Raw genomic sequence first — 26,050 nt, 5'->3', positions numbered from 1 at the left:
AAAACCTGTCGAATGAGCAGGCTGATACTGAGCAGGATCAGTACACCACCACCCCACAGGCCAATGAACCACAGTAATTGTTTGCTTCGCTTGTTCATGCTTTATTAGTGATTTGCATTTCAGTGGTACGCATCATGTTCATTCACTTTGCCACGGAACACCCAGTAAGAGTAAGCCGAGTAGGCAATGATGACGGGAATCAACACCCCGGCTCCCACCAGCAGAAATTTAAGACTGGATTCGGGCGATGCCGCCTGCCAAATACTCACCGAAGGGGGCACAATTTGCGGATAAAAACTGATGCACAAACCAAAGTAACTCAAAAAGAACAAACCAATCACAGACAGAAATGGTGATAATTCACCGCCTGAACGAATCATTTTGAGCAGGTACAATCCCAACACCAAAACCAGCAACGGAACCGGAGACAGGTACCAGTAATTGGGGTAAGTGAACCAGCGATTCATGTATGGGTCCTGTTTAAACAACATCCACACGCTGACCACCGCAATCATCAGTCCAAGCAACCAGGTCAACACCCAGGCTGCCTGGCGACTGAATTGCTGCAAACCATTTTCGGTTTTGTAAATCAACCAACAGGCACCCAATAAGGCATAGCCGATCACCACCGCAAGTCCGGTGGTCAGGGTGAATGGTGTCAGCCAGTCCCACCAACCGCCGGCATATGCCCGGTCAGCCACCTCGATGCCTTGTACCAAGGCGCCCAGGGCCACACCCTGGGTGAAGGACGCCAGGAATGAACCCAGGGTAAACCCCAGATCCCACCGTCGTTGTCCACGGGCCGTCTCTGCCCGCCAGCGGAATTCAAACGCCACCCCACGGAAAATCAAAGCCAGCAACATCAGTATCAAAGGCACATACAAGGCCGGCATGATGATCGCGAAGGCCAAAGGAAAAGTGGCATACAACCCGCCTCCTCCAAGCACCAACCAGGTTTCATTGCCATCCCAGAACGGCGCAATGGTGTTCATTGCAGTGGCCTTGTCCTCTGGTCGTTTGAGCAATGGGAACAACAGACCAATACCCAGATCAAAGCCATCCAGCACCACATAGGCAAACACCGCGAAGGCCATCAGGCCGGCCCAAATCAATACATAGTCCATATTACTTCTCCTCCTGAGTCTGGTGATCATCCAACCCCTGGATCGGAGTGATACCAGCCGCCCGTCTGGGCTGTCCCAGTTTGATGTCCCGTTCATTCAGGCTTGGCGTGCGTTTGAACAATTTGAAGAGATAATAAATACCGGCACCGAATACCAGAAAATAAACCAACACAAATGCCAGCAAAGAGGCGTTCACCGCCGGTGCATCCAGAGGTGAGACCGAATCGGCCGTTCGCAACAAGCCATACACGGTCCAGGGTTGCCTGCCCACTTCTGTGGTGATCCAGCCTGCCAAAATTGCCAGGGTCCCGCTGGGTGCCATCAGCATTGCTGCTTTGTGCAGCCACCCGGGTTCGTAAAGCCTCCCCCGGTAGCGGGCCCAGGCCGACCACAAACCCACCAAAGCCATGGTCATGCCGATCATCACCATGATTCTGAACGACCAGAACACCAGTGGGACATTGGGCCAGTCTTCCTCAGGAAACGCATCCAGACCAGGTAAAAATCCATTGGGATCATGGGTCAGAATCAGGCTGCCCAGTTTGGGTATGGCCACTTTGGCATGTACGGTTTTGGCTGCATTGTCCGGCAAGCCAAATAAGATCAACGGCGCTCCATGTTGACTCTCGTAATGGCCCTCCATGGCAGCCAGTTTCATGGGCTGGTGTTCCAACGTATTCAGTCCATGCAGATCACCAGCCATAATTTGGATGGGTGAAACGATCAACGCCATCCACATGGCCATGGAAAACATCAGTCGGGCCGCAGAGTTGGTGCGATCTTTGATGATGTGATAGGCCGCCACACCACCGACCAAAAAGGCGGTAGACAGAAAGGCAGCCAACATCATGTGGACGAACCTGTAAGGAAAGGAAGGGTTGAAAACCACCTGCCACCAGTCTGTGGCAATGAACTGACCCACCTCATTGATGGCATAACCTGCCGGGGTCTGCATCCATGAATTCACCGACAGTATCCAGAATCCGGATATCATGGTTCCCACAGCCACCATGATGGTGGCCAGAAAATGTAGTTTTCGCCCCACCCGATTTGAACCAAACAACATCACCCCTAAAAAGCCGGCCTCCAGAAAAAACGCTGTCAGTACTTCATAGCCCATCAGCGGCCCGAGGATCGGACCAGTCTTGTCAGAAAACACCGACCAGTTGGTACCAATCTGGTAACTCATCACGATGCCTGAAACCACCCCCATACCAAACACCACAGCAAAGACCTTGATCCAGTAACGCCAGACCCGCCGATAGATGTCCCGTCCGGTCTTCAGCCACAGTCCCTGCAGCACCATCAAATACCAGGCCAGACCGATGGACAAAGCCGGAAATATGATGTGAAAAGCAATGGTGAAAGCAAATTGTAGACGCGCGGCGAGCACCGCATCAAAGAACTCAAACATGAGGACTCTCCTGTGGGTTTTATGCTGACTGAAATATGGTGTTTCAGGTCTTGAAACTCAAGCAAAAGCGGTGTCAATACCTGAAAAATTGAACCGTGAATACCGACATTCAATGAAACAATTATAGGGCCTTTGCCATGAAGCCATTGTGAAAGATCATGGTACCTGTAGGAATGGACACAAGGCGCTGATGGCATCCAACTGAATGACATGGGCTTGAGCTGATCACTGCCGCAAAGACTGATCTGCCCAGATTGACTGGGAAAATCATGTACTTTGCCACTGAGATCGTTATAATACGCGGCTTTTGAACACGCTTAAGGATCTCACATGTCTTTAAAACAAATACCGGTAGGTCATGATGTACCGCATGACATCAATGTATTGATTGAAATTCCACGTAATGGGGAAGCCATTAAATACGAAGTGGATAAAGATTCGGGCATGATCATGGTTGATCGTGTACTGAACACTGCTTTCCGTTACCCTTGTAACTACGGCTTTGTACCCCATACCCTGTGTGGTGATGGTGACCCTGTTGACGTTTGTGTCATCATGCCTGTGCCTTTGTTGCCAGGTTCAGTGATCAAATGTCGTCCGGTTGGCGTTTTGAAAATGACCGATGAGAGTGGCGAAGATGCCAAAATCATTGCAGTTCCAACTTCCAAAGTCAGCGGTCTGTACCGTCACGTTGCTGACGTGCGTGACATCAACGAAGAAACCCTGGATAAAATTGCCCACTTCTTTGAGCACTACAAAGACCTGGAAAAAGGCAAATGGGTGAAAATTGATGGCTGGGGTGGCGTTGAAGAAGCCAAACAGGAAATCCTCGACTCGGTGAAAAACTTTGAACAAGCAGAAGATAAGCCCAACTTCTGATTAGCTCAGAATAAAATCAGATTAAGCCCGGCAGTGACCGGGCTTTTTTTGTGGTTAACATCAGCGATTGTTCATCAACTCACAAATTAAATGGCTTTGTGATTGCTTCACGCTGGTCAGGGTGCTATCTTCTTCAAAGTATTCATTCATCAGGAACGATCATGAGTCTCGATACCGCCAAAGCCTATTTCATCAGTCAGCGCGATGTGGTTCTGCGCCTCAGGCCAGAACAAAAAACCAGCAAAAATGCCGCCAATCATCTGATTCTTGGTGATTACCTGCGCTACCTGGGAGAAACCCAGGGTGAGTGGGCCAAGGTCAAATGCCGGGGCGATGAAGGTTGGCTGAAACAAGACTGGTTTGCTGAACAACGGTTATTGGAAATTAATTTTGTAGACATTGGTCAGGGAGATGGCTGTCACCTGGTGACCCCGGATGATGAAGTGATCCTGATCGATGCCGGGGAAGGCAAAGGTCTGGGCGGTAAAGGCGGTGATAACATGGCTCGTTTCATCAGCTGGCGCTATAATCTGCGTTGCCGGGATGAACACAAACCGCCCTTTGCCATAGATCACGCGGTGATTACCCACCCGGACATGGATCATTACTATGGATTTTACAGCCTGTTTTGCCACCCAAAACTGAAAATCAACAGCATCTCCCACAACGGCATTGTCGAACGGCCGCTGGCCGGTGCAAATCAAAAAGACTGGTTTGCCGACCTGGGTCGCAAAATACCGCCCGAACCCCGCAAAAAGACATATCACTTGTGGGATACAGTCACCACCCATGAAGCCATGAATGATCTGCTGGACGCTCATCCCACCACCCAAAAGTATTACCTGAAAACATTGCGTGGAGCCCGCGAGAACAATCCCGATATTCGCTTTAAATTCGTTGATCAATCACAAAAATTTTTCGCCAAATACAACCACAATCATGACCTGCAACTGGAAGTGCTGGCGCCGATCACTGAAGACGTGACGTTCAACGGTGAAACCCGTGATTGTCTGCGAAAACTGGGCAGCGAATCAGAAACCAAAAACGGGCATTCTGTGGTTTTCAAGTTAAAATTTGGCAAGCTCAAGGTGCTGTTGGGTGGCGACCTCAATGCCCGCTCACAGGACTACATCGCTCAGTATTACTCTGGCATCGACACCCGGATGAGCGATCTGGAAGCAGAAATCCGTGAGATACGCGAGGAACTGATCAGCCAGGAGCTGAGCATCGACGAACGCAAAGCCATGGAACAACGCCTGGATGAACACCGTAAACTGCTCGACCTGATCATCACCAAAACCCGTGGGGTGTTCCAGTGCGACATTGCCAAAGCCTGTCACCACGGTGCCAGCGATGTGCTCGACTCCTTCCTCAAGGCGATCAACCCGGTGGCCACAGTGATCTCCAGTGGCGATCAGGAATCGCATTCTCACCCACGTCCGGATGCGCTGGGTGCTTTCGGTAAAGCCAGTCGCGGTCACCGACCTTTGATTTTCAGCACCGAGCTGGCCCGCAGCTCCCATGAGTTCTCCTATCCGATCAAATCCTACGAAAAACTCAAAGCCCTGGATGCTGAAAAACTGGCCGCCACCACAAAAAAGGACAAGGAAGCCATCCAACAAAAAATGGAAGAATTCCGCGATTCCAACGTGGCCCGCTATGGCATGATCACCATCCGCACCGACGGCGAACGGGTGATCATCGCGCAAAAACTCGAAGAAGAACGATCTGCTGGTCAGAAGTGGGACATCTACGATTTGTTCTGGAACGAAAAACTCCAGGAATTTGAATACCACAAAAGCGGCGGGCATTAGCCACCAGACCGGAGACGATGCTGCATGCTCATCTGCAAACTGCTGATAGGTATCCTTGAGCGTGGACTGAAGTCCACGCTGTTGAGATGATGAATCTTAATACAGCCTAATCTGTATTGTTATACTTGTGCTGTGTGATTCTGGCATTGATTGCAAACAATATACCCCAGGTCAGCACATAAGCTGGCAGGTAATACACGCTGCCGATGATCAGTCCTTGTTGCGGGTGAAAGCCATCCAGGTAACTGTTGAGCATCAAGCTGCCCAACATCAGCAAACCCAACAGCAGCAGGATCAAATGGATCACGACATCACGCCCTAAAATCAGGCGCACCACATCCAAACCAATCAACAGGCTTGGTACGATAACAAATAACAATGACAATTCGATACCCATATCACCAGTTTACTGACCAGCCACATCGGGTTGAACTCCTTTTTTCAGCCAACGTTCAATTTCATTTACCATCTCAACCGCCGACATGCCAAACCGTTCTTTGATGACCAGTTCTTTGTTATGATCATCTGACAGGTACGTCAGGCTGACCACCTGAATGTCATAACTGTGCTTGGGAAACCAATGGCGGATGGTTTTGACCCGAGACCCGGTGATGCTGCTTTTCGGTACCCAACCACAGCAGTGTTCATCAAAATGTTCGCCATGGCGAAACACCAGATATTGATCATCCAACAGCAGGCCATGGTGATCACTGTCCGGTGTGCTGTGTTTGATTGTTTGCCAGGTGTTGAACCGCAACCAGGCCAGCCAGCTCATGCGCAACATCCAGGCCATACCAATCACAATCACCGCCAGGATCACCAGGCCCACCGCCTGCTTTCCCCAACTGCCCGACAAGTCCTCACTGATGCGCGCCAGCCATGGCGCCCGGCTGTACCAGGCCAACAAACCTGAATACAATAAAAACAGGGTCGGCAACAGATACATCAAACCCAACAACACGGCCATGCTGATCACGTTGTTCGGGGTGGCAGCGGGGAAAAACTGCCCTGCCAATTGTTTGACAGTTCCTCTGGCAAAATGCTCACAATAGGGTTCCGGCAAGTCCTCAGGTGTGCAGTATCCGGGTTTGAATGTGGCTGATTCGGTGTTCATCGTAATTGATTATACAAGCTGCTAATACTCCCTAATGTACCCTCGTCCAGGTCCCTGACCGCAAAACCAAGGCCTTTGATCAGGCAGATGACCAGTCTGATCGGGTAAATTCACAACCTGACCACATCAAACCCTTCATCTTCATCAGGTGGTTCAAAAAAACGGCTTACCTGATGAAAGACCTCAGCGGTGTCAGTGGCCGCCCGTTCAGGTTGATTATTCCGCCGCTGTTCGATCCGCTGCAAACAAACCCCATCCGGCACATCAAGGAACACCAGTTGATGTGTGGCATTGACCTCATCAGCCAGGTTTTTGAGCCACGACCTTTGCTGGCGGGTGTTTCCGGGAAAATCCATCACCACATTGGTGCCGACGGACAACATCGATTGCACCAGCTTTTTCATTTGCGGTTTAAGGCGGTTTGAGTACACCAGGTAATCTTTCAGCGTTTTAATCTGATCTGGGTAAACGGCCGCCAGCCACTCATCCTCAGACAGCCGGACCGCATGGTGCTGAGCCGCCAGGAGTTTCGAACAGGTGGTTTTACCGGCACCCATTTTACCGGTGAATAATGTGAGTGTGCCTGGGGTCATGTGATGTTTTCAGTTCAGCATAAATGGATCAGTATACCAACAACCCGCGCTCACTTCCTGAACCGAAAGTCACTGGGTTCCGGCATTCGTCGGCATCTCCGATTGGTGGGTTCAAACCCAGCGGTGGATAACCCATTCCGGCCAAAGTTCGTCATTACGAGTAATGTAATGACTGACTAAGTGACCGGCTTTTCACCGGGACTGCAACAACCCGAATAACCTTCGGGGGGCATTGTCAAAGCTGCCGTTGCTCATAAAGACCACCTGGTCACCGAACCGCAGTTCCTGGGGTAGTCGCTCCAGCAGTTCATTCACTGAAGTCATCACCTGACATTGCCGGGCCAATTGTGCTTTGATGGCCGGGTCCCAGTCCATTTCCGGATAAATCATCACATAGGCCGCATCACAACCGGACAGCGCAGCTGGTAAGGCAGCGGCGTGGGCTCCGGCGCGCATCGAGTTGCTGCGGGGTTCCAGGACTGCGATGGTGCGGCCACGAGTCACCGTTTTCAGGCCGGCCAGGGTGGTTTCGATCGCGGTAGGGTGATGGGCAAAATCATCGTAAATGTGCACCCCGTTGACTTCGCCTATCAGCTCCATGCGGCGCTTGACGTTTTCAAAGCGGCTCAATGAATCGGCCGCATCAGTCAATGAAACCCCGGCTTCACCAGCTGCCAGCATAGCCGCCAGGGCATTCAATTGATTATGGCGGCCCGTGATGAACCATTCTATGCTGGCCAACTGGCCAGTTTTATCGTGGATGGTGAAGTGTCTCGGCTGATGATCATCAGCCACCACCCAATAATCAGCTTGGGCATCACTGCCGAAGGTCACCACAGGTGTCCAGCAGCCCATCTCCAGCACCGCCCTGATGTTGTCATCATCACTGTTGGCAATGATGCGACCATTGGCTGGCAGCGTTCTGACCAAATGATGGAATTGGGTTTTGATGGCGTCCAGATCTTTGAAGATGTCTGCATGATCAAATTCCAGGTTATTCAGGATCACCACATCACCGTGGTAATGAACAAATTTGGAGCGCTTGTCAAAGAAGGCTGAATCATACTCATCGGCTTCGATGACAAATGCGTCGCTGTCAGTGACCCTGGCAGATTGCGGAAAATGCTGACAGACCCCGCCAATCAGAAACCCCGGGGCCAGCCCCTGGTCCTCCAGAATCCAGGCCAGCATTGATGAGGTGGTGGTTTTGCCGTGGGTTCCTGCCACTGCATAAACTTTTTTATGGCGCAGTACCTGCTCACCCAGCCATTGCGGCCCGGAAAGATAGCGCAATGGATGTTCCAGCAGATACTCAATGGCAGGCATGCCGCGGGTCATGACATTGCCAACGATGACTTCATCAAGAGCTGTATCCTGCAACGGGCTGGCGTCATAGCCCTGGTGAATGTCGATGCCCAGCCGGCTCAGTTGATCACTCATCGGAGGGTACACATGTTGGTCCGAACCGGTCACCTGATGGTTCAGTTGTCTGGCAATGGCCGCAATGCCCCCCATAAAGGTGCCGCAAATTCCTAGAATGTGAATCTTCATGGCGCTGAGTTTATCATGCAAACCGAATAATTTAAGTTTTTCAGCCCTCAATATTCACGCACAATAATACCCGCATTAATCAGCACAAAGTCTTCATTTGGTATTACAATCGGGCCAAGAGAGAGAACCGTTAAGAACATGAACCGATTGCAGCAGATCCGCAAAAGGATCAACCAGGAAGGGGTGGATGCCCTGTTGATTTTTAATGACCACAACATCACCTACCTCAGTGGTTTCACCGGGCATGCGGCCACCGCCCTGGTATTGGCAGACCGGGCTTTTTTGCTGACTGATTACCGCTATTTTGAGCAGGCCAGGGACCAGTGCTCTGATTTTGAGGTGGTTTGTCGTGACCGGATCAAACAATCCCTGGCGTCACTGATCAATGAAATTAGCCTGCAACATGAAGTCACCAGCCTGGCTTTTGAAGCAGACCACATCAGCCATGGGGTGTGGCAAAACATGCAGGCCGACTGGCCAAATTTTGAATGTATTCCAGCATCCCGCTGGGTCGAATCCCTGCGCTATGTAAAAGACGAGTCTGAAATCCAGTCCATCCGCCTGGCTGCCCACATTGCCGATCAGGCGCTTACTGAGTTGGTCAGTCAGATCAAACCCGAAGTCACCGAGCGTGAACTGGCCATAGAGCTGGAGTACCAGATGGCGCTGCTGGGCTCAGAAGCACCCTCTTTTCCAACCATCATGCTGGCCGCCGAACGCAGTGCTTTGCCCCATGGTGTACCCGGTGATCGGGCACTACAAAACGGCGATCTGTTGTTGGTTGATTTTGGTGCCGTGATCAATGGCTATCATTCAGACATGACCCGCACATTTGTGCTTGGTCAGGCCGATGAACAACAAAAACAAATCTATCAGACAGTTTATGACGCCCAGCAGGCGGCCATGGATGCCCTGCAAGCCGACATGTCTGCCGACGAGTTGTTCAAAGTGGCTCAGGCGGTGCTCAATAAATCACCCTACGCCAACCATCAGGGTGAAGGTCTGGGTCATGGCCTGGGCATGGATCTGCATGAATTGCCTTTCATTGGCATGGGACCTGACATGCCCATTCATCAACACAGTGTCATCACCATCGAACCGGGTATCTACATCCCCGGTTGGGGTGGTATTCGCATTGAAGACGATGTGGTACTCACCAATGAAGGCCTGCAATGCCTCACAGAATTCCCCAGACGACTGATGGAGTTGTGATACGCTTACTGGTTTAATTTTCCAGCTTTCATAACATGTCCTCTGATCAATTGCACACCTTCACCTGCCTGTTGATGCTGTGGTCCGCTCTGGCTTTTGCTGAGACTGAAAACACCCTTCCTGCTTCGCCGGTTGCCAAACCATTTGCGATTGGGGAAACCGTGTCTTTCAATTCTGAGATACTGCAACAGCAACGCACCATCAACGTTTACCTGCCGGCCGGTTATCAGACCAACCCGTCTCAAAAATATCCGGTGATTTACCTGTTGGATGGCTCCGCCGATGAAGACTTTATCCACCTGGCCGGCCTGGTTCAGTTCAATGCTTTTTCCTGGATCAACAAAGTACCGGAGAGCATCGTCATTGGGATTGCCAATATAGACCGCAAACAGGACTTCACTCACCCCACCAGCATCGAAGCAGATCGCAAGGCGTTTCCAACGACCGGTCAATCAGCCCGATTCATCAGGTTCATCAGGGATGAGTTGCAACCCCTGGTCAGTCAACGCTACAGAACCACTGCACAAAACACCCTGATTGGTCAGTCGCTGGGGGGGTCTCCTGGCCACTGAAATACTGCTTAAACAACCAGATATGTTTACCCGGTACCTGATCGTCAGCCCCAGTTTATGGTGGGACAATGGTTCATTACTCCAGGCCAGACCAAACCATGATTTCAGTGAAAAAACTGTCTTCATTGCGGTGGGTAACGAAGGGCCGGTGATGATCAAAGCTGCCAAAGACCTGGCCGATTACATCAGGCAACACAAGAGCGCTGCTGGCAGAATGACTCACCGGTTTTACCCACAATTGAATCATGGTGACACCCTACACCTGGCTGCATATGATGGATTGCAGTTCATTTTTGCCATTGGTGCACCCGACAGCCCACTGAATTAGGTCGCAAACACAAGAAAAACATGACGCAGAATGCAAACCAATGGCATTTCTTCTATAATGTCCCGCTTGTCTGAAATTTGGGTCAACTGCGGTTTGAACATCATCATCCACACAATGCGTTTTTTGTTACGAATCATCGGTTTCGTGCTGGCACTGGTGTTTGTTTTACCGTTTGTGATCATGGGAATTCTGTTGGCTAAGTTGGCTGGCAACCGGGACACCAATGAATTTCTGCTGATTTATTGGTCAAGGTTGCTGTGCTTCATCTGTGGTCTGAAGGTCTATGTGCATGGAGTGAAACCAGCATCACCGGTTTTCCTGGTGGCCAACCATGTTTCCTGGCTGGACATTCCCATCATTCATTCCCTGATGCTGGCTGGTTTTGTGGCCAAAAGTGAAATCAAATACTGGCCTGTCATAGGCTGGGTAACCATGGCAGGTGACACCTTGTTCCTTAAACGCGGCAACGCTGAATCACGCAAAGGGGTGCTCAACCAGATCAAACAACGCCTGATGGATGGTCGCTCGGTAGCCGTTTTTCCCGAAGGCACAGTGACCGATGGCAGTTACCTGCGGACGTTTCACCGCCAACTGGTGCATGCCGCGGTGGAAACCCGAACACCCGTACTGCCAGTGGCAATCAAGTTCCTCAATAAAAACGGAACCCGCAATGACCAGGTGGGCTTTTTGAACAATGAGTACTTCCTTACCCACGTATGGCGCATCTTGTCATTGCCGAACTCTGTGGTGGAAATTCATTGTGGCGAACTGGTCACCAATTTTGATGAAGGGGCACGGGCTGTGACCCTTAAGGCCCGGTCTTATGTTGAACAGGAGTTGTTGAGCAATGATTATCTGTCAGCCCGGGATTAAACCCAAAAACAGACACCTGCAATCCATTCTGGCCAGCGCCAGAATCCGCTTGCTGCGATTGCGAAAAGCCAATCCAGTGGTTGAAAACCAGCAACAGCAAATACTGACCAACCCCCATGCCACCTTGCTGGGTTACCACACCCCGCAACCTGATTCAGCCGATACCATGGCCATTTTGTTGCATGGCTGGGAAGGCAGTTCGCAATCAACCTACATCCAACTGTTGGCCAACAGCCTGTATCAGCATGGCCTGGACATTTACCGCCTGAACCTCCGCGATCATGGTGATTCACATCACCTCAATGAAGACCTGTTTCATTCCTGCAGGATAGAAGAAGTGGTGCACGCGGTTCAAGACATCCAGCAACAATTTCCAAACAAGCAGTTCATCCTTTGTGGTTTTTCACTGGGGGGCAACTTTGCCCTGAGGATCGCCAGCCAGGCTGCAGTGGCTGGCCTGTCATTCCAGCAGGTGTTTGCGGTGTCACCACCGGTGATCCCCAAAAACAGCATGGCAGCCATTCAGGACTCAAAACTGTATAACACCTATTTCCTGAAGAAATGGAAACGATCGCTGCACATCAAAAATCAGTTATTTCCGCATATTTTTGATGATCAGCGCTGGCAACAGGAAGAAGACCTCGAACGGCTGACTCAAATGCTTATTCTGGATCACACTGATTTCAGCACCACCGATGATTATTTTGCTGGATATGCCATCACCCCTGACATCATTCGCAGCATCAATTGCCCTACCCAAGTCATCACTGCTTGGGATGACCCGGTGATACCGTTTGCAGATTTCACTACCATCGATCGCTTACCACAGATTAAACTATTGACCACCGCCCATGGTGGACACTGTGGCTTTATTCAGGGTTGGCGCATGCGCTCCTGGATCGAAGACCACATCATCAACGAGATAACACAATGAGCCAATTAGAAAACATCAAATCCCTGCACAACCAGGGCGACTATCAACAAGCCATCGAAGGCTATCAGGCCCTGCTGGCAGAAGAACCCAACAACGACGAAATACATTTCGGCCTGGCTCATGCCAGCAGCCGACTGAACCAGCTGGATACCGCCCTCAAACACGCCAGAGAAGCGGTCAATCTGGTGCCCAATTCTGACCGATATCTGCAATTCAAAGCGCAGATGCTGATGGCCAACAATGAGATTGATGAAGCCCTGAAAACCTTCAAGCGTTCACTCAAGGAAAACCCCAACCTGTTTTATTCATACCTGGCCATTGGTGACATCCACGCCATGCGTAACCAATCCAGTAAAGCCAAAGACAATTACCGTCTGGCACTGAAGGTACAGCAACAAGGCATTCCGGCAATCACCAAACTGGCCAAACTGATGATGCTGGAAAGTGATTTTTCAGCGGCCACCGATGAACTGCAACAGGCCGAACTGCAATTCCCCACCGATCCGGAGCTGAAGCTACACTCAGGCATCCTGCGACTGGAACAAGGCGAGGATGGATTTGCTGAACTCTACTTCAAGCAGCTTTTGGACAGTGAACCCGGTCATGTACTGGCGAAAATCTACCTGGCCATCAGTCTGATCAACAGCGACCCGAAAGCAGCCACTCAAATGATCGAACAGTTGGTCAAAGACCAGATCCAGCGTCCGGAACTGATGGTGGCGTTGGGTTTACTGTATGCCAAAGACAACAACCCGGTTGAAGCCATCAAATTCCTGAAACCCGTGTGTCAATCTGGTCTGGCTTATCCCAGTTGGTTACTGGCCCTGGCCCATGCGTTCTCTGCCAACAACCAACCCAACTCGTCAATGGCAGTGATCAATGAAGTATTGAAACGTGGTGATAACCCCAGGGCCTTGTTGATGTTGGCACAGATTCACCAGGTCAATGACAACCTGCCAGCAGCACTGAGAACCCTGAAACGGATTGGCAAAGACAGTCCGGGATACGCTCAATCCCTGCAGTTGCGTGCTGAATGTGCTTTTATGCAGGACCAGTATGCAGAGGCCATCAGTCTTTGTGATGACTTGTTACAACTGCAATCAGACCACAACGGTGCACTGAAACTTAAACTAAACGCCCTGTCCAAACTGGAACAATACGATGAGGCACTGGCGGTGATAGCCAGCATCAATAGCGAGCAACAGAGCGAAGACTTTAATCAACTGATGCATTTTTATGGTGGCTTGTTGCAGGACGCCAATGGCAGCTATGCAGATGCCTGGGAGCACTTTAAAAAACTGGACCCCAAACCCCGGTTTGAAGCACCCATGCTCAGCGCAAGTGAAGAGAAAGTGACACAAAACTGGCCATCTCCTCCAACCAATTCTGTGTTCCGGTTTGCTTTCACCGATCCGGCCACAGGACACCATCATCTGGTTAACTGGCTGGAAGCCAATCAGATTGCACCTTTGACCGACCGGTTCACCAAACAAGCCCGTGCTGATTTATTCACCCGGGAATGGACTGTGGACATGCTCGATCAACTGACCGATGAGCAAATTCACCTGTTGCGTAAAAAATACACCAAATACTTGCAGCAAGTGGTCGATGACGGGGTTGAACAAGCGGTTGACTTTATGCCATTTTCACCCATCAATGTGGCGGTCATCAGACGCCTATTTCCACAGGCTCACGTGATCATCCTGAACCGCAACTTTGCCGATCTGAGGCTACACAACCAAGTGTTTGGCAGCTACCAGGTTCACTATTCTCAGTTTTCAAAAGTCACCAACCAGATGATCGGCCTGAATCCCAATGTCACCATGATTGACATCGATGGCTGGCACAGTGGTGATGAGAGCGCCATTAAATCGGTTGAGAAAGTATTTGGTCCCACCAGTGAGCCGTTTGTGATTGGCGAAACCAAACCTCTGGACCGATTATTGTTTCCCTACATGCACTGGAAAAAATATCAACAGTACCTGAATCAATAATGTTGCTGGATGTGCTTCAATGGGTGGTGCTGTCACTGGTTCAGGGGCTCACTGAGTTTTTGCCCATATCATCCTCTGCACATCTGATTCTGGCATCAAAATTTGCCGGTTGGCAGGATCAGGGGGTGGTGATGGACATTGCTGCCCACTTTGGTTCATTACTGGCCGTGATGGTCTACTACCGCAATGACCTCATCCATCTGCTCAGTGGCCGGGACTGGCCCTTGTTCAGTCAACTGCTTATCGCCAGCCTGCCCATTGCCTTCAGTGGCCTGTTGTTTGCCGGTCTGATCGAAACACATTTACGTTCAGCCTGGGTCATCGTTATCACCTCAGTGGTCTTCGGTGTGTTGTTGTGGTGGACCCAGAGAATGGCCCGAAACCAATCGCTGCAGCTCAAATCTGCGCTGTTCATTGGCCTGGCCCAATGTCTGGCACTGATTCCCGGAACTTCACGTTCAGGTGTCACCATGACCGCCGGTATGGCCCTGGGATTGAGTAAACAATCCGCAGCCCGCTTTTCATTTTTACTGGCCATCCCGGCCATCCTGATGGTATCGGCCTACGGCGGACTGAAGTTATGGCAATCACCACAGGCCTATGACCTGATCGGCGTGATCATCATTGTTGGACTGAGTTTCATCTCCGCCCTGGCAGCTATTTTCTGGTTCATGAAATACCTCGAAAAAATAGACTTTAAGTGGTTTATGTACTACCGTGTTCTACTCGCCTTATTGATCATCTGGATGATTTATGCAAACCCCCAAAACCCTCAATTTTGAAGCTCGCTTTGGCAACATTGCCGCCCTGCAATGGGGCACAGGCAATACGCACAAAGTACTTGCCCTGCATGGCTGGCTGGACAACGCCGCGAGCTTTTGGCACCTGGCGCCACTGCTGGCCGATCATGACATCGAACTGACTGCCATCGATTTCCCGGGGCACGGACATTCCGACCACCGGGCACCGGGACACAATTATGGCTTCATCGATTACGTGATGGATGTACAGGCAGTGATGGATCAAATGGACCAACCTGTGGGCATGATTTGCCATTCCATGGGAGCAGCCATTGCCGCCATGTATGCCGCGGCTTACCCCGAACAGGTGCGTTATCTGGTGATGCTGGAAAACCTTGGACCGGTTCCGGCTCACCAACCCGGCAAGGCCGCTGGTGCGCTGCGCGAAGCCCTGAACTTATGGCGCAAGCACAGCTTGCAACACAAGCGGTTTTACAACAACATTGATCAGGCCATAACAGCCAGACAGGAAGCCACCCCAATGCCGGCAGAGATCATCCGCCCTCTGGTTGAACGCAGCCTGTGCGAAACCACCAAAGGTTATCATTGGCGCTCTGACAAACGGCTCAGATTACGCAGTTTTTTCCGCATGACCGAAGAACAGATTCAGGAATACCTGTCGGCCACCGTTAAACCCACACAGCTGATTCTGGCCAAACCCAAAACCTATGCCCTGCAGTATCCAGCCGTGAAGGACCGGCTCACGGCCTTGAATCCACGTCGGTATGATGAATTGACTGGCGATCACCACTTGCATATGACGCAGGCCAAATCCGTGGCCGATGCCATCCTGAGCTTTATTGAACAGGAGGTGGACTGTAGCCATGATGCGGGCTGATTTCCCGGATTTACTGGACCAACACATGCGCAGAATCCGCGCCAGTGCAGCTGCCGTGGCCACCGAAATTGGCATGAGCAGAGAGGCCGTTAATAACTGGAGAAGGGGCTATTCAAAACCCAGCAAAAAACACCGCGATAAAGTGGTGGCCTGCTCTCACTACCTGCGGCTGAGCGAAACCGAATGCAATGAGTTACTGGCAGCTGTCGGGTTTGAAGATGAGTATGCCTGGCATGGACAGGTCTCCCGTCGTGAATACAATCACATCCTGGAACAATTGGAACAAGCCAGACCTTATCCGATTCTGATGCTGTTGTCTCAGGCCCATATGGACCAACCCCCGCAACAACAACTCATCATTGAAGCATTGAAAAATCGGTATCCTCAACGCCTGATATTACCGGTTCAGTTGCCTTATTCAACCAACACCTCAATCACTGATTTTTTTACCTTCATCGGCACCCAGCTCAAATTGCCTGAGGTGCATGATGAGCTCAGCTTTGAATTTGCCCTCAGTGACTTATTAAAAACCCGTCAAATCACCCTGGTCATTTCACGTTTTGAACAAGGTAATGCCGCCTGTCGACAACAATTGGCCGGAATCCTGCGCAATTTGACGGAAATGCATGTGGGACAGATTCAGTTGGTGTTGTGCGGTGGAGAACACCTGTCAGCACTGAAATACGCTCAGGGCGACTTGTCATTGCTGAATATAGCCACTGCCTGTCTGTTGGAGTTTAAACTCGATCACTGGCTACAAAACAACCTGCCTGAAGCGGCACAGGTCGCTTCTCAACAACAGCTCAGTCAGGTACTTTATGAACTGATTGGTCACCACCCCGCATTGGCCTCATCAATGGCCAGATCTATGAAGCCAGGAATGACTGTTGCAGAACTGAGATCAATGGTGATCAACAGCGAACTATTGTATTGTGACATTAATCAGGTTATTCGCAACACGTCACCAACCGAGCTGGCAGAGAAACTGAACTGTCTTGAGCCAGGCCCTTACCGACCTCACCTTCAGGATCCGGTACTGAGAAAACTGTTTTGGTTGAACCTGCTCAGAAGGGGCCCGGATCACCAACTACACTGGCAATCTGAACCCATCCGTCAACTGGGCCTCAGGCTGCTGACTGAACACCAAACTTGAACAGCGACACTTCACTTAAACGCATTGCACTGATCAGTATCATTTGCGTGCTGGCATTGCCATATGTCTTCCAGCTTTTCATGAATCGTGGACCTTTATTTCCAGATGGCGGGGTCATTGAAAGCCACGAAATATTTACCGAACTCAAAGGCTTTCAACGGCTCATCACTCAACACCTGGGCAGCACTGGCGATTGGCCTGATTCATTGTCAGAAATCGCCATGGGACTGTCTTCATCAACCCGTCAGTCTGTTGATTTATCTGTGCCTTATCAATTAACCAGCACCATCAGTCAACAAACAGACACCGTCGAACTCCGTGGTCAGGTGGTGGTGTTCAGGCTGGATTTCAGCTGGCAATGTGTACCAGAACTCACCACCCTTCCAGATGCACTTAAGCCCACCTATTGTGGCGGGCAGCTCACCGCACTGACCCGCTCTGTTCCGGATCAGGGTTTTTTCCTGATGGTGGCATACCTTGCCCTGATAGCGATTGTCATTGCCGTGGTGTTTTACCATCCGGTGCTACGCACTTTGCGCAAAGCGGATTTTAAGTTGGTTAACCAAAGACTGACTGACTTGCCAAAACTGGCCCGGCTGATTCAGTGGGGAGGGCTAAAGAGTCAAGTGATCACCGCCAATGAACTGAATCCCAAAGCCTGGAAAAAAATCATCACTTTTGGGCGAGCTGACGAACGTCAGAAACTCAATTGGATGTGTCGTACTTTGCCGGTTAAACAACTACAAAAAACCAATCGCTCCGTACATTTAATGCAACTGGACGGCGACTTCCCGTTGAATGTCGATGCCCTTTATTGGTATACCGCCTCAGCCACCACTTCGATCAGCCGCATCAACAACCATTTACGACAACTCAGTGAAGATCAGATTCCGGTCGTCATCTGGGCTGAAAACACTGAAATGAACCAGCTGCTGCAAGTCAATCACTCCAGAATCAAAGCCCGCCATCTGATTCCCAACCAACAACAAATGACCCGTATGCTGGTACCCAATCTGGCCCGTCAATGTTTGCTGGACTTGCTCACCACACACCTCCCCATCAATCTGTTATCGCCGTTTCAGGGCAAAGGAGGAGTCATCAAAGCCAGTCAGTTCTATGGCCGGGATCACATCCTGACTCAACTGCAAAACAATCCCAGCAAATGCTTTTTACTGGTTGGCGGCAGACAGTTGGGCAAGACCAGCATCCTCAAAGCTTACGCCAGAATCCTGCAACGATCACCACACAAAACCAGCTGTTACATATCCATGTCTGACCACCGCCTGCTGCCCAGACTGGGGTATCAATTGAACATCTCCCGGTACCGTGACCTGACCGATATGTTGACTCAATATCACCAGCAAAACCCAGGTCGGCAATTGGTGATTCTGCTCGATGAAACTGACCGTTTTATCAGCACTGAGGCGAAGAATGGTTTCCGGCTGATGGCAGAAATCAGGTCTTGTGCTGAACAGGGACTGGGGCAAATGGTGTTTGCCGGATTCTGGGACCTCTATGCCAGTGCCGTCCTCGATTACCATTCTCCATTGAAAAATTTTGCTGACATCCTAACAGTGGGTGCTCTGGAAGAGGTACCGGCCGGTAAACTGATCACCGAACCCATGCAACTGCTCAATCAACGATTCAGTGATGATCAGGTGGTCCCGGCATTATTGGCACAAACTGGTCAACGGGCAAACCTGATCAATCTGGCCGCAGCGTACCTGGTCGAACAACTTGCCCAACAACCGCAAATCATCAACGCCAATCTGGTACAACAAGCGCTGCGCAGCCAGCCATTGTTCGATGCCATGCAGGGTTGGAACAACCTGAGCAGTGATCCACTGGACTCAGCACTGGACCGAATACTGGTTTACCTGACCTTCATCCATAGCTTCATCGATGTATCCATGGTTCTGGATCATCTGGAACAAGCCGGTAAAAGGGTTGAATCAGAGCGATTGAAACAAGCATTTCATCGCCTGCGACTGGCACATATCCTTACTCACCAGAATCAACAATATCAATTTGCGGTTCCGTTATTCGCTACTCAGCACAGCCCCGCCGAAGCCAACAATTTGCTTCGCCAGGAACTGTTATCTTTGCCTGCTTGACGTTTTGTCAAGTACCGGCCTGTGACACTGGACAAGCTCACCACGACGGGCGTCAGTGATCGTCATACAATGCTCCACGATGACTGATCACCGTAACTTACTTAACATGCTGTATCAGTCAGGACACTATTTTTATCCACCAATCACAGGAAGAAACAATGAAAAACCATGCACCAGTGAGCGGATTATTGATGGGTCTGTTGATGTCTCCATTGAGTTCAGCTCAAACCACCGAAATCACCAAAGAACGTGTAATAGCCATTCATGAGTCATTCATTCAGGCCATGCACAACAGAGATTTTTCGGTCTATGAACCCTTTTTATTTGAAGGTACCCAGGTCTATGTCGATCTCGATCCCGCTCCTGACAACGAGCTGCAGAAACTGGCACTCAAGGATTTCAGGCAATTGGCAGAAATGTCTTTGCAAATGGTCGAAGAACTGAATATTGAAGATGAACTGTTGACCATTGAAATCAATGCCAGCGGAGATCAGGCGACACTGATTTCAAAAAGCACCATTCAAATGTCCATGTTGGGTACTGAAGTGACTGAAGTCTCCAGGGGCACAACGGTATATGGTTTGATTGATGGGGCCATCAAGATCCTGTCCATCAGTGATGAAATCATTTCCACCACCGGATACTGATACATATCCGGTCTTCACCAAATACAACACCAGGAGAAAACACATGCTTAAAATCAAAGTCAAAGAGCGCACTCACCAAACCATTGCTGTGATCAGTAAATACCTGTGTATCCTTGGATTCATTGGTGCTGTTGGTTTTTTTGGATACACCATGGTTCAAAATTACCGGCAGGCAACCACGATCCTGAATGATGCACAAATCATTGATGCAGAACTGATGCTGACCGATGTCACTTTTGAAAAAGGCCGCAAGGGGCGCACCAAAAGTGTTTATGAGTTCACCTATTCATATGAAGCAGATGGACAAGCCTTCGCACAAAGCTTCACCACCAGCGAAAGCAACGCAGATAAATATGTCGATGCCACCACCATTCCAGTGGCCTATGCAAAATCCAATCCTGCCTTATCGGGGAAGCTCAACCAACTGGAAAAAAACAGCAGCCTGGGCAGCCTTTCCTGGCGGGGCCTGGTCGCCTTTCTGGGCTTGATGTTCCTGGCTGCAGTGATCCATGGTTTGATCACTGGTGTGATCTTCGTCAACCGGGATGACCCTGAAAACCAAAGCTGAGCCATCTGTTCAGGTGCGGAACCTGCCCCGCACCTGAGTGATAACTCAGGAATTGTTCTGCCCTTTAATCACCCAGATTTCTGTTCGGTTATTGCGGTATCGCCCCCATTCATGTTGATTGCTGTCAATCGGTAACTGATTGCCCAGCGCAATGATCTCAACAGCATGAATACCCCGGGTTTTCAACTCATATGCCAACAGTTGACTGCGAATCCGCGAGCGGAGTTTATCGGCTTCATCATTTGTTTCAACGGCAGAAAAACCAATCAGCGCCACTTTCTGATGCGGCGTTTGTTTGAGGTATTCAACCAAATGTTCAATGTCCTGCGCTGATTTATTGTCAATCTCTGCCCGGTCAGCACGCATCCTGAAAGTCACAGACAAGCGCTCTCCATTCAGGGCCAATTGTTGGTATCTGGCTGGGTGTTCATGGGTCACCAATGGCAAGGTGCTGGTGATTTTTTGCGGGATGAAATTGACATGTTCAACCAATTGATGGCCCTGATCAGACAGCGCAAAATCAATGAAATCACCGACATGTGGGTTACCACTCAGGCTTTTGTTGGCGTACAGGAACAAACGACGACTCAGGGCATAATCCTCTGAACTGATGCTGAACTGTCTGGGTTTGATGGCTGGCAGTCCTTCATCAGCTGCCACACTGATCAGCATACCCGGTTTGGCATAAGCCAGCCCGGTGAAGCCAATGCCTCCCTGATCATCAGCCACTGCGGCCACCAGTCTGGCATTGGATTCATACCTGTTGGCCGATGCCAACTGGCGCCCGTATTTATTCAATACCAAAGCAGCAAAGGTATCAAAAGTCCCCGACTGATCATCTCGGGCATACAGGGTAATGGCTAAATCAGCTCCGCCTAATTGTTGCCAGTTGGTGATCCGGCCACTGAATACATCCGCCAGTTGTTTGACCGTGATGGAAGCTGTCAGATTATCTGGATGAGTCACAATGGCCAGACCATCCAAAGCCAGAATATGCTCACTTTGCGGCTGTGTCATGTCACCCTGATCCAGCAACAATTGTAAATTTTCAGCTTCCCTGATCGATCTGGAAGACATCGCAATGTCGGCTTGCTTTGCGATGAGCGCTTTGAATCCTGTGCTCGAACCGTGGGCTTTGACCTGCACTGAAACCACGGTGTTTTCAGGAGGCAGGTAACCAATCACTTCGACTTCGTTGGGTTGTTCCAGAGGTCGACTAACGGTGACTTCAGAACCCAGCTGTCGAAGGTATGCTGCCGCGATGGCAGGTGCCAGTTTTCCACCGATGGTATTGGATCCATGTAATCGCAAAATCACCTCAGGCTCGGTGGCCAATAAATCAGGTGCCAGCCCAGGGGCGGGTACAACAGCAGGCTGGATTGGCTGTTGGGACTGACTGCTCATTGGTGATTCAACACCAGGATCAGACCTGTTGGTGGCTTCTGGTTCACCACCATCGGTGAACAACAGCAGCAAGGCAAGCGCTACAAAAACAGAGATCAGAATTTCAAAGAGGTAATTATTGAGGGTTTTCATGATAATGATTCAGCGGTTAACAGACTGCTGAACAGTGTGACGCTGTCAGATGGCAATTCAATGACAGGTCGATTTATTTATGCATTTATACACATTAATGATCATCCGTCATCAAAGTGTCACCCCATTTTGTATGTCCGGGTAACCATTCACCCTCCATAAAAACAACTTGGCATGGTGTCTCTGATGTCCTCAAAATCCCAACTGGAACATCGCCATTCCAACTGACCATTCTTGATTTTTGGCGTGAGGTTGATCGCCCCATTGTCTTTCCCGGACAACGCCGTATAGACAATGGTGATCCGACCTCCCTTACCGACGGTGATGGATTTAACCTGTTCATTGGCATATGCGGTGGGTTGTTGCAGACCCAGAATGGTATTGGAACGGGGGAAACGACCTTCGGTCAGATAAAACTCGGCGACCATGGTTTTGATCATACTGGCCGCTTGTAAGCCACGGGCCCGGTAACTGCCTTGCAGCGCCTGCTCAGCCATGGCCTCATACTCTTTGCGCAACTGCGCTTCCTGGTGCTGTTTTTCAGCCAGATCTTCCACCACCAAATCAAGGGTATTGAGCTGTTCGTTGAGGACCTCGGTTTGTTCAGCCGATTCCTGCAACCGCATTTCCAATTGTTGGCTTTGCTGTTCACTGGCAGCCAACTGTTCTTCGAGCTGTGCGCTTTGTGACCGGGTCTGTTGGATCACAGCCTGTTGTTGTTTCAACAACTCCGCTTCCTGTTCCAGCAAGGCCTGTTGCCGGTTCAGGGCATCGGCTTTTTGTTGTTCAACACTATGCTGGAATTGAGCCAATGATTGTTGTAATTGCTGTTGCTCCTGTAGCCTGGCTTGTTGGTCAACATGATTGCTGTATACCAGATAAGCCACCAACAGCACCAGGAGACCAATGAGGATGTTGTGTTGCATGAAAAAATTACCGTATTTTGCCGAATTAAGTTTTCATTATAAATCAGCCTTCTGTCGCGATGATGTTCCTTTTGTGATGATTCATGGCCATTGACTGTACAGACAAAGCTTGCCGTCATTTTCCACGTAGGGAGCCGCATAAAGCAGGCTCATTCAAATAATCTGCGCTGAAAACAGCAGGCAGGCAGCAAGCCACTTCCCTGTGGCCTGCTAAGCGTTCTTATCCGGCCGGATAAACGTAACTGGCTTGAAGACCCAATGGAATATCCAGACCCCAATAGATCATCAGGAAGACCGTCCATCCGATCAGAAAGGCGATCGAGAACGGAATCATCAATGCAATCAAAGTACCCACTCCGGTGCCCTTGACGTATTTCTGACAATAGACCACCACCAGCGGGAAGTAAGGCATCAGCGGAGTGATGATATTGGAACTGGAATCACCCACCCGGTAAGCTGCCTGAGTGAGGTCAGGAGAGATACCCAATTGCATCAGCATGGGTACAAAAATCGGCGCCAGTAAAGCCCATTTACCGGACGCAGAGCCAACAAACAAATTCACGAATGCCGTCAGCAGGATGATACCGGTGATGGTCACACCTGCTGGCAGTGCCATGGCTTTGAGTAACTGGGCACCTTCAATTGCCATGAGTGCACCCAGGTTTGATTTGGCAAAAGCGGCCACAAACAAAGCACAGAAAAACACCATCACCAGGTAATAGGCCATACCACTCATGGCTTTGGTCATGGCATCGATCATGTCTTTGGTGTTTTTGAAAGTGCCGGAAACAAAACCGTACACCGCACCTGGTATCCAGAAAAACAGAAAGATCAATGGCACAATGGACTGCATCATCGGGGCTTGAAAACGTTCGAGCCGACCTTCATGGCGCAAGGGAGAATCTGCAGGCCAGGCGGCCCACACCAGCAACAAAATGCCCAGCAACATCACCCCCGAAGCGAGGTAAAATGACTTGCGCTCCTGATCAGAAATCTCATCCATTTTTGGCAAATCTTCCAGCTCACCGTCCAGTGGCGTGTCTTTCAGCCGTGGTTCAATGATTTTATCAGTGATGAACCAACCTACCAGAATGATGAACAGGCTCGACGCTGAAGTAAAGTACCAGTTATTCAACGGATTGACCGCCATATCTGTTTGAATGATCTGGGCTGCAGATTGAGTGAAACTTTGTAGCAATGGATCAATACCAGAGGGCACAAAGTTGGCGGAAAAACCACCACTCACACCGGCAAAAGCTGCGGCAATACCTACCAGAGGATGGCGACCCATGGCGTAGTAAATCACCCCGGCCAACGGAATCACCAACACATAACCGGCATCGGTTGCCGTGTGACTGACAATGGCGATCAGAATAATGGTTGGGGTCAACAAAAACTGCGGTGTGCGGCGCAACATCAGCTTGATGCCGGTGTTGATGAAGCCCGAATGTTCGGCCACGCCAACACCCATCATTGCTACCAACACCACACCCAAGGGTGCAAACCCGGTGAAGGTTGTCACCATGGTGGAAAGGAAATTTGCCAATGCATCGCCAGTCAGTTGATTGTTGATGATGATGGGTGTACCGGTGCGCGGATCAATGGCACTGAAGTCCATGCCTGAAAGCGCCCAGGATAACACCCAGATCAATAACAAGGCGAACAAGAAAATGATCGCCGGATCTGGTAATTTATTACCCACCCGTTCAATTGCGTTTAAGAAACGGGCTACAGCACCCGGCTTGGTGTTTTCAGTCATTTCAATCCTCCAGTTTAGCTCCAAAGGTTATACCCAATTCAGCCGGTTGAATCAAGCTGAATCGACACAGCTCATTCGGAAGCAATCCGTCATAATCCGCAAAGGGTGATCATTTTGTGTGTTTTTGTGCTGTGCTGGCATTGTAGAAGTGATACTGCAAACCAGAGAAATCAACATGAAATACCTGTTCATCACCGTGACCCTGATACTGACTAGCCTGTCGTCTTTTGCTGCCACCTTTTGTGTCTCGAGCTCAGCAGAACTGGCCAACGCACTGGAAACTGCCGAGGATAATGGTGAGGATGACCACATCCGCATCCAACCCGGTGATTACCTGACCATCAACAATGAACGCTTTGCTTTTCTCAACCAGGAAGATCACGACCTCACCATTTCAGGTGGCTGGACACCATTTAATCAGATCAATTGCTTTTTTCAACTGGGCACCCCCCTGGACACCACCATTGATGGCAATGACAACTCACCGGTACTCTACCTGCAAAACAACTCCGTCAGCTCTGCCAAATTCACGGTATCAAATATGACCATTGCCAATGGCTTTTCTGATAACACCGCAATCAGTGGAGGCCTGATGTTTTACACTCATAACAGCCAATACTCAGGTGAAATTTTAATCGATCGGGTCCTTTTTTTGGGCAACGAGGGAAACAATGGTGCGGCCCTGTATCAGGTAGGAAGAGGCAAGGTAGTGATTCGCAACAGTGTATTTATGTTCAACACCACGCAAAATGGCAACGGATCTGCCTATTTCAGCATGGATGCAGAAGCAGCCGGGCTGCACTTCATCAACAACACGCTTGTCTTCAACAATTCGGGCTCAGCAAGCACTGCTGTAACCAATGTCAGCGGACTGTTACTGAATTTAAACTGGGACAATGGCGACACACCTGATGCCTTGATCGCCAACAATCTGTTCTGGGACCAAAACACCCGAGATTTTTATGTGACCTTTTCAGGTGGAAATACCATGCTGTACAACAACAATTATGAAAACGGCAGTGGATTCTTTGCCGACACCGCGAACAACCTTTCTTTGCCACCAGGACTGGAGCCACAGTTGCTGAATTTCACCCCTGCACCAGGTTCTCCATTGAATGGCAAAGGCCTGGCGATGGATGATCCATTACCCCTGCCCACCGCGTTTTTAGAATCCTGGGATCATGGCATTGAGGATTTTGATGGCGGTTTCACCACCCGGGTGGCCTTTGGGCGAGTGGACATCGGTGCCGTAGAAGCCCCCTGGGAAGGGCCCATTTTTGCCGATGGCTTTGATGACTGACAGCTGT

At 50.1% G+C, this 26,050-nt stretch carries 24 protein-coding genes; 15 read left to right on the top strand and 9 right to left on the bottom strand.

Annotated elements, in window-relative coordinates:
- Positions 1-119: 119 nt before the first annotated feature.
- Together cydB and B0475_RS00810 are read right to left on the bottom strand one after the other, a co-directional pair.
- Complete coding sequence (cydB, locus tag B0475_RS00815) at positions 120-1,124, bottom strand: cytochrome d ubiquinol oxidase subunit II (RefSeq protein WP_109862317.1); 1,005 nt, start codon at positions 1,122-1,124, stop codon at positions 120-122.
- Between the two features lies 1 nt (position 1,125).
- Positions 1,126-2,538, bottom strand: coding sequence for a cytochrome ubiquinol oxidase subunit I (locus B0475_RS00810; RefSeq protein ID WP_077409513.1), 1,413 nt, complete (start codon positions 2,536-2,538; stop codon positions 1,126-1,128).
- A gap of 330 nt (positions 2,539-2,868) precedes the next feature.
- On the opposite strand from B0475_RS00810, the gene ppa reads away from it, so the two are divergent.
- Both ppa and B0475_RS00800 read left to right on the top strand, forming a co-directional pair.
- Positions 2,869-3,417: an inorganic diphosphatase gene (gene ppa / locus B0475_RS00805; RefSeq protein WP_077409512.1), complete on the top strand. Its 549-nt coding sequence runs from the start codon at positions 2,869-2,871 to the stop codon at positions 3,415-3,417.
- Positions 3,418-3,578: 161 nt separating this feature from the next.
- Positions 3,579-5,231, top strand: a complete 1,653-nt coding sequence (locus B0475_RS00800; RefSeq protein WP_077409511.1) for a ComEC/Rec2 family competence protein — start codon at positions 3,579-3,581, stop codon at positions 5,229-5,231.
- A 106-nt stretch (positions 5,232-5,337) separates the two neighbouring features.
- Here B0475_RS00800 and B0475_RS00795 read toward each other — a convergent pair whose 3' ends face one another.
- The 4 genes from B0475_RS00795 to mpl all read right to left on the bottom strand — a co-directional run bounded on the left by B0475_RS00795 (position 5,338) and on the right by mpl (position 8,489).
- The gene (locus B0475_RS00795; protein WP_077409510.1) at positions 5,338-5,628 is read right to left on the bottom strand and encodes a hypothetical protein; all 291 of its coding nucleotides are present in this window, start codon (positions 5,626-5,628) and stop codon (positions 5,338-5,340) included.
- Between the two features lie 9 nt (positions 5,629-5,637).
- Positions 5,638-6,345: an MFS transporter gene (locus B0475_RS00790; RefSeq protein ID WP_077409509.1), complete on the bottom strand. Its 708-nt coding sequence runs from the start codon at positions 6,343-6,345 to the stop codon at positions 5,638-5,640.
- Between the two features lie 110 nt (positions 6,346-6,455).
- Entirely contained in the window at positions 6,456-6,938 is a 483-nt protein-coding gene (locus B0475_RS00785; protein WP_077409508.1) for an AAA family ATPase, read from the bottom strand.
- A gap of 192 nt (positions 6,939-7,130) precedes the next feature.
- Positions 7,131-8,489, bottom strand: a complete 1,359-nt coding sequence (mpl, locus tag B0475_RS00780; protein ID WP_077409852.1) for a UDP-N-acetylmuramate:L-alanyl-gamma-D-glutamyl-meso-diaminopimelate ligase — start codon at positions 8,487-8,489, stop codon at positions 7,131-7,133.
- A 138-nt stretch (positions 8,490-8,627) separates the two neighbouring features.
- Between mpl and B0475_RS00775 the strand changes: the two genes are divergently transcribed.
- The 12 genes from B0475_RS00775 to B0475_RS00725 all read left to right on the top strand — a co-directional run bounded on the left by B0475_RS00775 (position 8,628) and on the right by B0475_RS00725 (position 20,522).
- A complete protein-coding gene (locus B0475_RS00775) occupies positions 8,628-9,701 on the top strand; it encodes a M24 family metallopeptidase (protein WP_077409507.1) in 1,074 nt (357 codons plus the stop codon).
- A 35-nt stretch (positions 9,702-9,736) separates the two neighbouring features.
- Complete coding sequence (locus B0475_RS17765) at positions 9,737-10,273, top strand: alpha/beta hydrolase (RefSeq protein WP_198538057.1); 537 nt, start codon at positions 9,737-9,739, stop codon at positions 10,271-10,273.
- Positions 10,274-10,295: 22 nt separating this feature from the next.
- Positions 10,296-10,601, top strand: a complete 306-nt coding sequence (locus B0475_RS17760; RefSeq protein WP_198538056.1) for a hypothetical protein — start codon at positions 10,296-10,298, stop codon at positions 10,599-10,601.
- Positions 10,602-10,715: 114 nt separating this feature from the next.
- On the top strand, positions 10,716-11,474 hold the full coding sequence (locus tag B0475_RS00765; RefSeq protein ID WP_157892573.1) for a lysophospholipid acyltransferase family protein: 759 nt from the start codon (positions 10,716-10,718) through the stop codon (positions 11,472-11,474).
- Complete coding sequence (locus B0475_RS00760) at positions 11,449-12,408, top strand: YheT family hydrolase (protein WP_077409505.1); 960 nt, start codon at positions 11,449-11,451, stop codon at positions 12,406-12,408. The genes B0475_RS00765 and B0475_RS00760 overlap by 26 nt, the downstream gene beginning before the upstream one ends.
- Positions 12,405-14,402 (top strand): tetratricopeptide repeat protein, encoded by a 1,998-nt coding sequence (locus tag B0475_RS00755; protein WP_077409504.1) that lies wholly within the window; start codon positions 12,405-12,407, stop codon positions 14,400-14,402. The genes B0475_RS00760 and B0475_RS00755 overlap by 4 nt, the downstream gene beginning before the upstream one ends.
- Positions 14,402-15,184 (top strand): undecaprenyl-diphosphate phosphatase, encoded by a 783-nt coding sequence (locus B0475_RS00750; RefSeq protein ID WP_232781818.1) that lies wholly within the window; start codon positions 14,402-14,404, stop codon positions 15,182-15,184. The genes B0475_RS00755 and B0475_RS00750 overlap by 1 nt, the downstream gene beginning before the upstream one ends.
- A complete protein-coding gene (locus tag B0475_RS00745; RefSeq protein ID WP_077409503.1) occupies positions 15,156-16,040 on the top strand; it encodes an alpha/beta hydrolase in 885 nt (294 codons plus the stop codon). Before B0475_RS00750 ends, B0475_RS00745 begins: the two co-directional genes overlap by 29 nt.
- Entirely contained in the window at positions 16,027-17,193 is a 1,167-nt protein-coding gene (locus B0475_RS00740) for a hypothetical protein (RefSeq protein WP_157892572.1), read from the top strand. Before B0475_RS00745 ends, B0475_RS00740 begins: the two co-directional genes overlap by 14 nt.
- Positions 17,190-19,307, top strand: a complete 2,118-nt coding sequence (locus B0475_RS00735) for an AAA family ATPase (RefSeq protein WP_077409501.1) — start codon at positions 17,190-17,192, stop codon at positions 19,305-19,307. The genes B0475_RS00740 and B0475_RS00735 overlap by 4 nt, the downstream gene beginning before the upstream one ends.
- A gap of 158 nt (positions 19,308-19,465) precedes the next feature.
- The gene (locus B0475_RS00730; protein WP_077409500.1) at positions 19,466-19,954 is read left to right on the top strand and encodes a nuclear transport factor 2 family protein; all 489 of its coding nucleotides are present in this window, start codon (positions 19,466-19,468) and stop codon (positions 19,952-19,954) included.
- Positions 19,955-19,997: 43 nt separating this feature from the next.
- Entirely contained in the window at positions 19,998-20,522 is a 525-nt protein-coding gene (locus B0475_RS00725) for a DUF3592 domain-containing protein (protein WP_157892570.1), read from the top strand.
- Between the two features lie 45 nt (positions 20,523-20,567).
- On the opposite strand, the gene B0475_RS00720 is transcribed toward B0475_RS00725, so the two are convergent.
- The 3 genes from B0475_RS00720 to B0475_RS00710 form a co-directional block, all read right to left on the bottom strand.
- Positions 20,568-22,058, bottom strand: a complete 1,491-nt coding sequence (locus tag B0475_RS00720; protein WP_077409498.1) for a PstS family phosphate ABC transporter substrate-binding protein — start codon at positions 22,056-22,058, stop codon at positions 20,568-20,570.
- A gap of 149 nt (positions 22,059-22,207) precedes the next feature.
- Positions 22,208-22,984 (bottom strand): pilin, encoded by a 777-nt coding sequence (locus B0475_RS00715; RefSeq protein ID WP_077409497.1) that lies wholly within the window; start codon positions 22,982-22,984, stop codon positions 22,208-22,210.
- Positions 22,985-23,204: 220 nt separating this feature from the next.
- A complete protein-coding gene (locus tag B0475_RS00710; protein WP_077409496.1) occupies positions 23,205-24,743 on the bottom strand; it encodes an AbgT family transporter in 1,539 nt (512 codons plus the stop codon).
- A 175-nt stretch (positions 24,744-24,918) separates the two neighbouring features.
- Between B0475_RS00710 and B0475_RS00705 the strand changes: the two genes are divergently transcribed.
- Positions 24,919-26,043 carry a hypothetical protein gene (locus B0475_RS00705; protein ID WP_157892568.1) on the top strand — a complete coding sequence of 375 codons (1,125 nt, stop codon included), beginning with the start codon at positions 24,919-24,921 and terminating at the stop codon, positions 26,041-26,043.
- The last annotated feature ends 7 nt before the right edge of the window (positions 26,044-26,050 follow it).

The organism is Marinicella sediminis (assembly GCF_002000055.1).
Classification (GTDB): Bacteria; Pseudomonadota; Gammaproteobacteria; order Xanthomonadales; family Marinicellaceae; genus Marinicella; species Marinicella sediminis.
Note: the sequence above shows the minus strand (reverse complement) of the source record. Positions and strands in the feature narration are given on the sequence as shown.